At 75.8% G+C, this 12,684-nt stretch carries 14 protein-coding genes; 4 read left to right on the top strand and 10 right to left on the bottom strand.

What is annotated here, in order from left to right; all coding sequences use genetic code 11:
* Nucleotides 1-21 precede the first annotated feature (21 nt).
* The gene (locus BGO37_RS01885) at nt 22-519 is read left to right on the top strand and encodes a GNAT family N-acetyltransferase (protein WP_291751679.1); all 498 of its coding nucleotides are present in this window, start codon (nt 22-24) and stop codon (nt 517-519) included.
* Between the two features lie 3 nt (nt 520-522).
* On the opposite strand, the gene BGO37_RS17805 is transcribed toward BGO37_RS01885, so the two are convergent.
* From BGO37_RS17805 to idi, 10 genes are all read right to left on the bottom strand, one after another.
* The gene (locus BGO37_RS17805) at nt 523-1,629 is read right to left on the bottom strand and encodes an ABC transporter ATP-binding protein (RefSeq protein WP_367188080.1); all 1,107 of its coding nucleotides are present in this window, start codon (nt 1,627-1,629) and stop codon (nt 523-525) included.
* Nucleotides 1,626-2,759: an ABC transporter permease gene (locus tag BGO37_RS01900; RefSeq protein WP_291751684.1), complete on the bottom strand. Its 1,134-nt coding sequence runs from the start codon at nt 2,757-2,759 to the stop codon at nt 1,626-1,628. The genes BGO37_RS17805 and BGO37_RS01900 overlap by 4 nt, the downstream gene beginning before the upstream one ends.
* 99 nt (nt 2,760-2,858) lie before the next feature.
* Nucleotides 2,859-5,030 carry an efflux RND transporter permease subunit gene (locus BGO37_RS01905; protein ID WP_291751685.1) on the bottom strand — a complete coding sequence of 724 codons (2,172 nt, stop codon included), beginning with the start codon at nt 5,028-5,030 and terminating at the stop codon, nt 2,859-2,861.
* Entirely contained in the window at nt 5,027-5,980 is a 954-nt protein-coding gene (locus BGO37_RS01910) for a prenyltransferase (protein ID WP_291751686.1), read from the bottom strand. The genes BGO37_RS01905 and BGO37_RS01910 overlap by 4 nt, the downstream gene beginning before the upstream one ends.
* Nucleotides 5,916-6,287, bottom strand: coding sequence for a lycopene cyclase domain-containing protein (locus BGO37_RS01915; RefSeq protein ID WP_291751688.1), 372 nt, complete (start codon nt 6,285-6,287; stop codon nt 5,916-5,918). The genes BGO37_RS01910 and BGO37_RS01915 overlap by 65 nt, the downstream gene beginning before the upstream one ends.
* Nucleotides 6,284-6,607 (bottom strand): lycopene cyclase domain-containing protein, encoded by a 324-nt coding sequence (locus BGO37_RS01920; protein ID WP_291751690.1) that lies wholly within the window; start codon nt 6,605-6,607, stop codon nt 6,284-6,286. Before BGO37_RS01920 ends, BGO37_RS01915 begins: the two co-directional genes overlap by 4 nt.
* Nucleotides 6,604-8,166, bottom strand: coding sequence for a phytoene desaturase family protein (gene crtI, locus BGO37_RS01925; protein ID WP_291751692.1), 1,563 nt, complete (start codon nt 8,164-8,166; stop codon nt 6,604-6,606). Before crtI ends, BGO37_RS01920 begins: the two co-directional genes overlap by 4 nt.
* Nucleotides 8,163-9,035 carry a squalene/phytoene synthase family protein gene (locus tag BGO37_RS01930; RefSeq protein WP_291751694.1) on the bottom strand — a complete coding sequence of 291 codons (873 nt, stop codon included), beginning with the start codon at nt 9,033-9,035 and terminating at the stop codon, nt 8,163-8,165. Before BGO37_RS01930 ends, crtI begins: the two co-directional genes overlap by 4 nt.
* Nucleotides 9,032-10,183, bottom strand: a complete 1,152-nt coding sequence (locus BGO37_RS01935; RefSeq protein ID WP_291751697.1) for a polyprenyl synthetase family protein — start codon at nt 10,181-10,183, stop codon at nt 9,032-9,034. The genes BGO37_RS01930 and BGO37_RS01935 overlap by 4 nt, the downstream gene beginning before the upstream one ends.
* Nucleotides 10,180-10,716 carry an isopentenyl-diphosphate Delta-isomerase gene (gene idi / locus BGO37_RS01940; protein ID WP_291751699.1) on the bottom strand — a complete coding sequence of 179 codons (537 nt, stop codon included), beginning with the start codon at nt 10,714-10,716 and terminating at the stop codon, nt 10,180-10,182. Before idi ends, BGO37_RS01935 begins: the two co-directional genes overlap by 4 nt.
* A gap of 78 nt (nt 10,717-10,794) precedes the next feature.
* Between idi and BGO37_RS01945 the strand changes: the two genes are divergently transcribed.
* The 3 genes from BGO37_RS01945 (at nt 10,795) to BGO37_RS01955 (ending at nt 12,606) form a co-directional block, all read left to right on the top strand.
* The gene (locus BGO37_RS01945) at nt 10,795-11,364 is read left to right on the top strand and encodes a MarR family transcriptional regulator (protein WP_291751700.1); all 570 of its coding nucleotides are present in this window, start codon (nt 10,795-10,797) and stop codon (nt 11,362-11,364) included.
* A 76-nt stretch (nt 11,365-11,440) separates the two neighbouring features.
* Entirely contained in the window at nt 11,441-11,953 is a 513-nt protein-coding gene (locus tag BGO37_RS01950) for a group II truncated hemoglobin (RefSeq protein ID WP_291751702.1), read from the top strand.
* A gap of 41 nt (nt 11,954-11,994) precedes the next feature.
* Nucleotides 11,995-12,606, top strand: a complete 612-nt coding sequence (locus tag BGO37_RS01955; protein WP_291751704.1) for a hypothetical protein — start codon at nt 11,995-11,997, stop codon at nt 12,604-12,606.
* Nucleotides 12,607-12,684 lie beyond the last annotated feature (78 nt).

Below are 12,684 nucleotides of genomic sequence, written 5' to 3' on the forward strand. Positions count from 1 at the left end.
CGCTGGCCTAGGCTCGTGGGGATGATCCCCGCACCGACGAGCCGCCTCCGGTTCCGGGAGATGACCGACGGCGACCTCGACCTCATGGCCGGCCTGCTCGGCGACCCGGCCGTCATGACCTTCTACCCGCGGCCGAAGACGCGCGACGAGGCGCTCGGCTGGATCAGGTGGAACCAGCGCAACTACGCCGAGCACGGCTACGGCCTGTGGATCGTCGAGACCGACGACGGGCGGTTCGTCGGCGACTGCGGGCTGACGTGGCAGCCCGTCGGGGGAGGGAAGGTCCTCGAGGTCGGGTACCACACCGTCCCGGCGCTGCAGGGGCGCGGGTACGCCACCGACGCCGCGCGGGCCTGCGTCGACCTGGCGTTGGGACCGGTCGGTGAGACCCACGTCGTCGCGATCATCAACCCGGCCAACACGCCGTCGCGCCGGGTCGCGGAGAAGCTCGGCATGCGCCTCGAGCAGGAGACCGAGGTGCACGGCCGCCACGTCGTCGTCTACGGCCGCGGCGCGTAGCCGCTACCCGGCGCGCTCGACGCTCGCCCCGGCGCGCAGCGCCTTCGGGATCTCGGCCACCGCGTCGACGGCGCGCAGCAGGGCGGCCACGTCGTCAGGGTTGGCAGGCGAGTCCACGTCGACGGCGTAGGTCACGCCGGTCGAGCGCCAGGTCTCGCTGTCGAAGCCGCCGGAGGCGGTGACCCGGACGCCGTGCACGGGAGTGCCGAGGCGCTGCGCCTCGCGGAAGACGTCGTTGAGCACGCACCCGGCGGCGGCCAGGTGGAGCAGGTGCGCGCCGGTGAAGTCCGCCTCGACCGTGACGCCCTCGGCGGTCCAGCGGTGGGGCCACGGCACCGCGCCGGCCGCGGCGCTGCGCAGCGTGCCGGCCGCCACGACGACCTGGTAGTCAGCCATGGCGGTCATCGTGGCATCGCCGTGGCGGGGGTGCCCGTCGCCGGGGGGCCCGCTCGTCATGCCGCCGCAGAGAGCCGCCCGTCGGACATCTCGTAGACCAGGTCGCAGTGGTGGAGCACCTCGTGGTCGTGGGTGACCATGACGGTCGCCACGCCGTGGTCGTGCGTCTCCCGGGCCAGCAGGGCCACGGTGCCGGTCCAGGGCGGCGGTCGGCTCGTCGACGAGGAGCACCTGCGGGCGGGTGACCAGCGCCCGGGCGATGCCGACCCGCTGCCTCTCCCCGCCGGAGAGCTGGTGCGGCCGGCGGCCGGCCTTGTGTGCCATCCCGACCTCGTCGAGCAGCGCACGCGGGTCGCGCGGCCGGGCCACGCCGCCGAAGGTCAACGGGAGGCGGACCTGGTCGAGCGCCGTGAGCGCGGGGATGAGGTTGCCGCTCTGGAAGACGAAGCCGAGGTGCTCGCGCCGGATGCGGCCGCGCTCGCGGCGGGAGGCGGTGGCCAGGTCCACGCCGGCCACCAGCACCTCTCCCCGGGTGGGGGCGACGAGGGCACCCGCGACGGCCAGCAGGCTGGACTTGCCCGCGCCCGACGGGCCGACGATGGCGACCATCTGCCCGGCCGCGACGTGCAGCGTCACGTCGTCGAGGGCCGTGACGGTGTCGTCGCCGTCGCCGTGCAGCAGGGTGACGCCCGTGAGGGCGAGTGCGGCGGTCATCGGTTGCCTCCGAGGGCGTTGAGGGGGTCGACGCGGGCGATCCGGACGACGGCCACGGCGGCGCCGACCATGCCGAGCACCACCGTCAGCAGGGCGGCGCCGGCCACGGGCCCGGCCTCCAGGGCGAAGGGCATGGCGGTGGTGGAGATCCCCGCCCCCGCGGCCAGGCCGAGCCCGATGCTGAGCGCCGTGGCCGTCGTCAGGAGCACCGCGGACTGGAGCAGGCTGTCGCGCAGCAGGTAACGCGTGCCGGCGCCCATCGCCCGCATCACGGCGATCTCCCGCTTGCGCTGGATCGTCAGCACGGTGAAGAAGGCGCCGACCACCAGGGCCGAGATGACGTAGAGGAAGGCCTCGATCATCATCAGGGTCGAGGTCTCGGCCGTGTACCCGGGTGAGGCGCCGTACGACTGCGCCTTGGTCAGCGAGGTCGTGCCGGCGGCGCGGTCGGCCGCCGGCAGGTCGGGGCCGGCGCCCGGGCGGGCCGCCACCGCGACGGCGGTCACCTCCTGGTAGACGTGCTGCGGGGCCCGGTCGCCCGGGTGGACGCCGGCATGGATCTCCTGCCACGTCCGCAGCGGCACGTAGCCCACCTCGACGTGACCGAACGTCTGCTGGGTGGGCAGGATGCCGACCACCCGCAGGCTGGTGCCGAGCGGCTCGACCGTCACGACGTCGCCGAGGTGGATGCCGTCCTTCGCCGCGGTCGCGCTGACGACCACCTCGCCGGGGCCGCCGGTGAGCCGGGTGCCGCTGGCGACCTCGGGGTCGACGAACGAGCCCGCCTCGACGCCGAACAGCGCCAGGTCGATCTCGAGCCCGCGGTTGGTGCGGGCGTTGACGAGCGTGTTCCCGAACGGGGCGGCCGCGGCGACGCCGTCCTGGTGCGCCCAGGTGGCGACGGCGTCCGTGGGCACCACGGAGCGCGAGAAGGCGGAGTCCTTGGCGACGTGCTGCTGGAACGCCAGCGAGGTCACCGGGAGCCGCTGCAGGCCGGACACCCCGTCGTTGGCCAGGCCCACGGACAGGCCGCTGAGCAGCACCATGAGCATCGCGATGAGCACCACGACCGAGCCCATGAGGGCGAACCGCCCGCGGGCGAAGACGAGCTCTCGGACAGCGAGGAACATGTCAGCACCCCGCGTATTTTGTCGACACCATGTTGGGAACTATAGCAACACCGTGTCGGTAAAAGTCGTCGCGGTCCGGGCGGCGGCCCGCCCCTGGGCTCAGTCCGCGATCCTCCGCGAGGGCCACCACATCCGCCGGCCCAGCTCCTGCCCCAGCGCCGGCACCAGCAGCGAGCGCACCAGCACCGTGTCGAGCAGCACGCCGAACGCCACGATGAACGCCAGCTGGAGCAGGAACAGGATGGGGATCACCGCCAGCGCCGCGAACGTCGCGGCGAGGACCACGCCCGCCGAGGTGATGACCCCGCCCGTGATGCCCAGCCCGCGGGACATGCCGGTGCGCGCGCCGGTGCGCAGCGCCTCCTCCCGGACGCGCGTCATGAGGAAGATGTTGTAGTCGATCCCCAGCGCCACGAGGAACACGAACCCGAACAGCGGCACCGCGGGGTCGGCCCCCGGCAGGTGCAGCACGTGGTTGAAGACGAGCGCCGAGACGCCGAGCGTCGCGCCGAACGACAGCACCACGGTGCCCACCAGCACGAGCGGGGCGACGAGCGCCCGCAGCAGCAGCACCAGGATGACGAGGATCACCACCAGCACGAGCGGGATGATGAGGTTCCGGTCGTGCACCGAGGCGTGGTCGGAGTCGACCGCGGTGGCGGTGACGCCGCCCACGAGGGCGCCGGCGCCCAGGTCGGCGCGCAGCTGCCGCACGGTCGTCTCCGCGGCCGCCGAGTCCGCGGCGTCGGCCAGGGTCGCCTGGAGCAGCACGTCGCCGTTCGCCACCGTCGGCGCGGGCGCCGGGGTGCCAGGGATCACCGGCTGCACGCCGTCGGCCGTGACCGGCGCCTGGCCGCTGGGGGACTGCGCGCTGACGACGGCGACGGACGTCACGCCCGGCGCGGCGAGCAGCGTCCCGGCGGCGGCCCGCAGGCGGTCCACCGGGACGACGACCTGCACCGGGCTGCCGGACCCGCCGGGGAAGTGCTCGGCGAGCTGCTCCTGACCGGTCCGTGCCTGCGAGTGGCCCAGCACCAGGTCGCTGGCCGGTACCCCGCTGGCGCGCAGCTGGAGCAGCCCGGCGCTCGCGGCGAGCAGCACCACGACGCCCACCAGCCAGACGGGCCGCGCCCGCCGCACGACGAAGCGCGGGACCCGGGCCCACAGCCCGCTCGTCGGGACCGGGTCCGCGCCGGCCTCGTCGGGCGCGAAGCGGGGCCGTCGCGGCCAGAACGCCGCCCGGCCCAGCAGGAGGAGCAGGGACGGCAGGAGGGTCAGCGCGCCGAGCATCGCGAACACGATGCCCACGGCCGCGATGGGTCCGAGCGCGCGGTTGGACTGCAGCTCGCTCAGCAGCAGCATGAGCAGCGCGGCGATGACGGTGCCGCCGGAGGCGAGGATGGGCTCGATCGATCCGCGCAGCGCGGCGCGCGTCGCGTCCCAGCGGTGCTCGTGCGACCGCAGCGCCTCGCGGTAGCGCGAGACGTAGAGCAGCGAGTAGTCGGTCGCGGCGCCGATGACGAGGATGAAGAGGATGCCCTGCGTCTGGCCGCTGAGCGGGAAGACGCCGGCCTTGGCCAGCCACCACACCGTCAAGAGCGCGGCGGTCAGGGCGAACGTGCTGGTGAGCAGCACGGCCAGGGGTAGCAGGGGCGACCGGTACACCACCACGAGGATCACGAGCACGGCCAGCACGGCGACGAGCAGGAGGATCCCGTCGATCCCCCCGAAGGCCGTCACCAGGTCCGCGGTGAAGCCGGCCGGCCCGGTGACGTAGACGTCGGTGCCCGCGGGCACGAGCCCGGGCAGCGCGGCGCGCATCGCGGCCACCACGTCGCCCACGGACGCCGACGCCGCGACCGGCACGAACACCTGGGCCGCGGTGCCGTCCTGCGACACGATCGGCGGGCTCGGCCGCCCGGACACCCCCGCGATCCCGGCCAGCGCCGCGGGGACCTGGTCGAGCTGGGCCCGCTCCGCCGCGGTGAGCGGCGAGCCGGCCGTGACGAGCACCACGGCCGGGATGGTGTCCTTGCCCAGGAACTCCGGCAGCCGCGCCTGCACCTGTGTCGCCTGCGCGCTCGTCGGCAGGTAGGCGGTCGGGTCGTTCGACGAGACCTCGCCGATCCGGCCGAAGTACGGCCCGCCGACGCCGGCCACGGCGAACCAGACGAGCACGAGGAACGCCGGGAGCAGGGCGCGCAGCACGCGCGGCGCGCGGCGGCGCAGCGCAGGGGCGGGGTCGCTGGTCACGGGGGTGAGGCGGGTCATGAGCGTCCGATCATGATGAGGATCAGTGTGACGAGGAAGCCGACGGCGTAGTTGACGACGAGGAAGTGCCGCCACCCGCCGTGCGCGGCGGCCGAGGCCTCGTCGGTCACCGACCGGTACGGCCAGGCCAGCACGAGGTAGGGCACGACGAGCGGGGCGGCGAGCAGCCCGGGGAACGGCTCGGCGAGCAGCAGCAGTCCCGCGGCGGCCCACAGGGCCAGCGACAGCCGCACGGTGCGCGCGGCGCCGAGCGCGGTGGCGACGGAGGCGATGCCGGCCTGCCGGTCCGGCACCACGTCCTGGACCGCGCCGAACGCCTGCGCGGCGACACCCCAGGCGAAGAACGCGACGAGCGCGAGCACCGCGGACCGGCCCCACTCCCCGCCCGCGAGCACCAGCCCGTAGACGGCGGGCCCGGTGAAGTGCGTGCTCGAGGTGAGCGAGTCGAGCACGGGACGCTCCTTGAACCGCAGCCCCGGCACCGAGTACGCGGCGACGGCGAACAGCGTCACGCCGAGCACCGCCCACGACCACGGCCCGCCGAGCGCCACCAGGGCGGCGACGAAGGGGACGCACGCCGCGACCGCGGCCACCAGCACGCGGCGGTGCAGGCCCGGGTCGAGCAGCGCGCCCTCCACCCCGCCCTTGCGCGGGTTCGCCGCGTCCGACGCGTAGTCGAACACGTCGTTGATGCCGTACATCGCGAGGTTGTAGGGCACGAGGAAGAAGACGGCGCCGACGACGAGCGCCACGCCGGCCCGGCCGCCGGCGAGCAGGTAGGCGGCGGCGAACGGGTAGGCGGTGTTGACCCAGCTCAGCGGCCGGGACGCGGCCAGCAGCCGGCCGACGAGGGCGCGGGCGGGCAGCGCGGGGGCGGGGGCGGCGCTAGGCGGCACGTCGCGCTCCGCGACCGGCCCGCTCGGCGTCGTGCTCGGCGTCGTGCTCGGCATGGTGCCTCCGGCGGCTCAGCTCCCACACGCCCGGCAGCAGCAGGGCGGTGGCCAGCGGGTAGGAGAAGTCCTCGATCGGCGCGCGCCCGATCGCCAGCCCGGACGCGTGGGCGCGCGCGTAGTCGTCGACGCCCACGGCCAGCATGACGTTGTCGAACGCGGCCGTCAGCACGAGGAGGGCTATCGCGGCGACGAGCGTCGGGGCCACGGGGATGCGCCGGCCCCGTCGTCGGGCCACCGCGCCCGCGAGCACCCGCACCGCGGCGGCCAGCCCCACGAGGACGAGCGCGAGCAGGGGGTACCTCATGGCGTCCCCCTGCGCGCCAGCACGCGTTCGGACCCGCGGACCAGCACCATCGTCAGGTAGCACAGGAACGCGAGGAACACGGGCTCCTCGACCGGCAGCTCCGGCGCCAGCAGCAGGCCGGTCATGATGCGCGTCGGCGCCCGGAAGAACAGCCCGAGCGCGATCCCCACGAGGTCGGCGGCGAGCAGCACCGCCACGCCGGTGCCCACGACGAGCCCCGCCCGCCGCGCGTCGTGCCAGAACACCAGCCGCCAGCGCCGGTCGACGAGCGTCAGGCCGCCCCCGGACAGGAGCAGCGAGGCCAGGTAGGCCGCCCTCACACCCGGCTCCGCACGCGCTCGGGCAGCGGCGACGCGCTGCGGTCGCCGCGCACGCGCTTGGCGACGAGCTCGGCGCTGATGAGGCACATCGGCACCCCGATGCCCGGGATGGTGCTGCCGCCCGCGTACAGCAGGCCGCGCACGTGGCGCGAGGCGTTCGGCGCGCGGAGGACCGCGCTCTGCCGCAGCGTGTGGGCCGGCCCGAGCGCGCTGCCGTGCCACGACCGCAGGTCGTCGGCGAAGTCCCCGGGGCCCACCGTCCGCCGTACGACGACCCGCTCGGCCAGGTCGCCCGCGCCGGTCCACGCGGCGATCCGGTCGATCGTGCGGTCGACGAAGGCCTCGACCGCCGGGTCGCCCGCACCGTCGATGCCGCCGTGCCCGAGCCCGGGCTCGGCCGGCACCGGGACCAGGACGAAGAGGTTCTCGTCGCCGGCCGGCGCGACGGTCGGGTCGGTGGCGCTCGGCCTGCCGATGTACAGCGACGGCGACGCGGGCAGCCCGCGGCCGCGGCGCAGCGCGTCGAACCCGCCGTCCCAGTCATCGGCCAGCAGCAGCGTGTGGTGCGCGAGCTGCGGCACGCGGCCACGCACCCCGAGCATCGCCAGCACGGCGCCCGGGCCGGGGTCACGGCGTCGCCACCACCGCTCGTCGAGGTCGCGGTGCTGCGGGTCGAGCAGCGACTGCGTGTGGTGCAGGTCGCCCGCGGCGACCACGAGCTCGGCGTCCACCCGCTGCTCCACGCCGCGCTCGTCGCGGTAGAGCACGCCCCGCGCGACGCCGCCGTCCACGAGGATGCGGTGCACCGGCGCGCCCGTCACCAGCCGCGCGCCGGCACCGGTCGCCAGGTCGGCGATCGTCCGGACCACGCGGGCGAACCCGCCGTCGGGGTAGCGCACCGCGTCGTCGACGTCGAGGTGGCTCATGAGGTGGTACAGCGCCGGGACGCGCATGGGCGAGCCGCCGAGGAAGACGGCGGGGTAGCCGAGCAGCCGGCGCAGCCGGTGGTCGGCGGTGTGGGCCCGGATCTCGTCGTCCAGCGAGCGGCGCAGCAGCCCGACGAGGCGGGGGAGCCGGGCCAGCAGCCGCCGGTCGAGGAACGGGGGCAGGGAGTCGAAAGAGCTGTAGAGGAAGTGCTCGATCGCCAGCCGGTACGCGTCGGTCGCCGAGTCGAGGTACCGGCGCAGGCCGTCGGCCGAGCCGGGGTCCAGCGCCGTCAGCGCCGCACGGGCGGCGGGCCCGCCGACGGGCAGGTCGAACGGCTCCGGGTCGCCCTCGAAGTACGCCCGGTACCCGGGGTCGAGGGTGCGCAGCACCAGCTGCTCGTCGGCGGACGTGCCGAGCAGGCGGTAGAAGTGGTCGAACACCTCGGGCATGAGGTACCACGACGGCCCGGTGTCGAACCGGAAGCCGCCCTGCTCCCAGGAGCCGGCACGCCCACCGAGCCGGGGCAGCGCCTCCAGGAGGGTCACCTGGTGCCCGTCGGCCGCCAGGAGGGCCGCCGAGGCCAGCCCCGCCACGCCGCCGCCGACGACGACCGTCGCCAGGGCCCGCGTCACGCGGCCACCGCCGGCGCGAGGGTCCAGCGCACGGCGAGCGCCACCTTGACCGGCGTCGGCACGGAGACCCGCACGTGGCTCAGCCGGTCGGCGGGCAGCCGGTCGATGCGGCGCAGCAGCTCGCCGAAGATCGCCGTGGCGACCAGCACCGCGTGCCGGCAGTCCGCCGGCAGCAGCGGCACCGCGGCCCGGGCGGCGCGCAGGTCGGCGCGGACGTCGGCCACCACGGCCGCCTTGCCGGCGTCCGTCAGCCCGTCGGCCGAGCCGGGCAGGTAGGCGCGGCCGAGCCGGCGGCGGTCGTCGCCGAGGTCGCGCAGGAAGTTGACCTTCTGGAACGCGGCACCCAGGCGGGCCGCGCCCTCGTCGAGCGCCGTGGCGGTGGCGGGGGAGACGGGGCGCCCGGCGAGGAACACGCGCAGGCACATCAGCCCGACGACCTCCGCCGACCCGTGCACGTACCGCTGGTACTCCGGCAGGTCGAAGTCCACGGCGTCCAGGTCGCGTCGCATGGAGGCGAAGAACGCGCGCGTCAGCGCGGGCTCGACGGCGCACGTGCGGGCCACCGCGGCGAAGGCGTGCACGACGAGGTTCGCGGAGAACCCCGTGGCCACCGCCCGCTCGGTCTCGGCCTCGAGCTCGTCGAGCACCCGGCGTTGCGCGTCCCGGTCGAGGCCGGCCTCCGCGGCGGTCCCGTCGACGACCTCGTCGGCGATGCGCACCAGGGCGTAGATGGCCGCCACGGCGGCCCGGCACCGGCGTGGGAAGAGGGCGGTCGCCAGCCGGAACGACGTCGAGTAGCGGCGGATCACGGGTGTCGCCGACGCCCGTGCCGTCCCGCCGTAGAGGGCGAGCCCGGTCGCGCGCGTCATGACCGGCGCTCCGCGGCGCGGTCGACCTCGTCGGCCAGCATGCGCGCCAGGCCGGCCGGCAGGCCGGCACGGTCGACGAGGGCGAGCGCCGTGTGCCGCTCGCGGTGCAGCTGGCGTTCCGCGGCCGCCCGGGCCCCGCACCGCTCGAGCGCGGCGCGCAGCCGGTGCGCCCCCTCCTCGTCGAGGTCGGCCCGGCCGAAGAGGTGCTCCACGGCCCGCCACGCCTCGGTCCCGCGCGCCGCCACGACGAGCAGCGTCTGCTTGCCCTCCCGGAGGTCGTTCGAGGCGCTCTTGCCCGTCTCCTCCGGCCGGCCGAACACCCCGAGGAGGTCGTCCCGCATCTGGAAGACGAGCCCGAGCGAACGGCCGACGGCGCCGAGCCGATCGCCCAGCTCGGGCCGGCCGGCGAGGATCGCCGCGGCGCGCAGCGGCAGCTCGAGCGAGTAGTGCGCCGTCTTGTCGGCCATCGCCTCGCGCACCTGCGCGGCGGTCGGCGTGGCCAGGCCCGCGCCGTAGGCGACGTCGGCCAGCTCGCCGGCCGCCGCGCGGAACACGCTCTCGTCCACGAGGTCGACCAGCTGGGCCCGGCGGGGCGCGGCTACGTCGAGGCCGGCGGCGATGCGCAGCGCGGACGTGAGCATGAGGTCGCCCGCCAGCACCGCAGCCTGCTCGCCCCAGCGCCGCGCCCCGGCCTCCGGCAGCCCGCCGTCGGCACCGACCGCGACGAGCCGCCCGACGACGTTGGGCGCGCCGCGGCGCTCGAGGTCCCCGTCGATGACGTCGTCGTGGACCAGCAGGGCGGTGTGCAGCAGCTCGACCGCGACGGCCAGCTCGAGCGCCGGCTCGAGCCGCGACCCGCCCAGGTGCAGGTAGCCGGCCAGCAGCAGCCGCGGGCGCAGCCGCTTGCCGCCCCGGGTCGCCTCCTGGAGCGCGTGCCACAGCAGCGGGTAGGGGCCGGGGCGGGCCGCGGCGCGTTCGGCCTGCTCGGCGAAGAACCGGTCCAGCCGGCGCTCGACCTCCGCGAGGGCGGCCGCCGCGTTCGGCAGCACCAGGGCGGCGGCCCTCTCCCGCCGCGGCTCGGGGCCGCCCGCGCGGCGCAAGGGTGTCGGCCGGCCGTGCCACTCGGCGGTGGCGATCTCGGCGCTCACCGGGGCCCCGCCCCCGCGCTCGCCGGCGCGGCGAGCTCCGCGAGCTGCAGCACGAGCCAGGGGCTGAACGCCCACGGCGCCAGCCGCACCGCCTGCGCGAGGTCCGTCGCCTCGACCCAGGCGTGCTCGAGCACCTCGTCGGGCGCCGGCCGCAGCTCTCCGACGAGGCGGGCCCGGAACACGGGGCACACCTCGTGCTCCACGACGCCGGACGGGTCGACGGCCCGGTAGCGGAAGTGCGGGAGCACCAGGTCGAGGTCCGTGAGCTCGACCCCGAGCTCGCGGCGCGCGTGCCGCCGCACCGCGTCCCCGAGCTGCTCGCCGGGGGTGGGATGCCCGCAGAAGGCGTTCGTCCAGACGCCCGGCCACGTGGCCTTCCCCAGGGCGCGGCGGGTGACGAGAACGCGCCCGTGGTCGTCCGACACGTGGCAGGAGAAGGCCAGGTGCAGCGGGGTCCGCGGCCCGTGCACGGTCGACTTGGGCGCCGTGCCGACCGGGTCGCCGGTCGGCGAGACGAGCACGACGCGGTCCATGGTCACCTCCTGAGAAAGTAGTTAGCCGGGATAGTAGCCAGCCAAGGCAAATAACGCGAGAGGCGGTACGGTTCAGCCATGAGCGCGGACCGGGAGGCACCAGAGATCACGCAGGGCTTCCACGACCCACGCGTCGTCGACCGCGGGGGCCGGCTGGTGACGACCGAGGGGCTGGCCGACGACGAGGTCGCCCAGGTGGTGCGGGTCATGGACGCGCTGTTCCGATGGCGCACCGCGGAGCAGCGCGCGAGCGCGGCGTCGCGGCGCTACATGCGGCTCGGGGAGACGGACATGAAGGCGCTCCGCTTCGCCATCGTGCGCACCGACCAGGGCCGGCACGTCACCGCGCGAGACATCGCCGAGCACCTCGGCATCTCCAGCGCCTCGACGACGAAGCTGCTGGACCGGCTCGAGGCGGGCGGCCACATCCATCGGACCCCGCACCCCTCGGACCGGCGCGCCATCGCCGTCGTCGTCACGCCCGAGACCCGTCGCGCCGCGGAGGAGACGGTGGGGCGCGAGCACGCCCGCCGGTTCCGGGTCGCCGCCGGGCTCAGCCCCGCCGAGCGGGAGATCGTCATCACGTTCCTCGACCGGCTGAGCGCGACGAGCGAGGAGGACTGGGCCGCACCGGTCGCCTCCGCGTGATGGTCGTCCGCCGGGGCGCGCACCGCGCCGGGTCGCCGGGTGGCACCGCCGGTCGCCGCGCGTGACGCTGGCGGCCATGACGGACGCACCACGCCCTCCAGCCGCCACCGGGTCGTCCGGGAGCCTCTACGCGGCGGTCGGCGGGCTGCCGGCCCTGCTGCGCCTGGCGCGCGCGTGGCACGAGCGATGCCTGGCCGACCCGGAGCTGGCGCACCCGTTCACCCATGCCCCGATCCACCCCCGGCACTCCGAGCGGCTGGCGGCGTACTGGGCGGAGCAGCTCGGCGGCCCGCCCCTGTGGACCGGGCCCGGAGGGCCGCGCACCGCGCTCGGCTCGCACCGCGGCGTGGTGCACATGCACTCCGGCGAGGGCGTGCACGAGGACCTCGACCGGCGGGCGGTGGCCGTCTTCGTCACCGCGATGGACGACGCGGGGCTGCCCGACGAGCCACGGCTGCGGGCGACGCTCACGGCGTGGTTCACGTGGGCGACGGCGCTCATGTCCGCGTACCCGCGGTCGGCCGACGACGTGCCGCCCGACCTGGCGATGCCGCACTGGTCCTGGGACGGGCCTGTCGGCACGGCCTGAGGAGTCCCCGCCGTGGCACGATCCGGGCCGGGGGTGGGGCCGTGACCAGCGCGATCCTCTACGCGGCGGTGTACGTCGTCGGCTGGCTGCTGCTCGTGCGGCGGCGGCCCGACGGCCGGCCACCCCGTGTCACCGCCTGGGGTGCCGGCCTCGTCGCGCTCGTGGCGGCGGGCTGGGTCGCGCAGCTGCTGCGGCCGGCGCTCCTCGACCAGGGCATGCGCGAGTCGGCGGCGGTCCGGTCCGGTCAGTGGTGGCGGCTCGCCACGGCGATCGTGCTGCAGGACGGCGGGTGGATCGGCGCGGCGGTGAACCTCGTCGCGCTCGCGGTGACGGTCGGGCTCGCCGGCGAGGTGCTCACGGCGTGGACCGGCCTGCTCGTCGTGCTCCTCGGCGGGATCGCGGCGAACCTGCTCACCGTCCTGACGTTCGGGCAGCCCGGCGCGGGCAGCTCGATGGCGACGATGATCCTTCTCGTGGTGGCCGTGCTCGTCGGGCTGCGGAATCCGTCGTGGCGCGAGGCCGGTCTCCTCGTCGTCCTCGCGGCCCTCGCCGGGGCGCTGCTGGCACGCCGCGACCAGCACGGCCTCGCGCTGGCGCTCGCGCTGGTCAGCGGCGTCTGGCTGCGCCGCCGGCGCAGCCCCGTCACGCCCTGAGCAGCGTGTTTCCGGCGCGTTACGGGAATCACATCACAAGGCCTCCGCGCCGGAGGAATCCGTACTCACCGGTATCGA

Source organism: Cellulomonas sp. 73-92 (assembly GCF_001898175.1).
Lineage (GTDB): Bacteria > Actinomycetota > Actinomycetes > Actinomycetales > Cellulomonadaceae > Cellulomonas.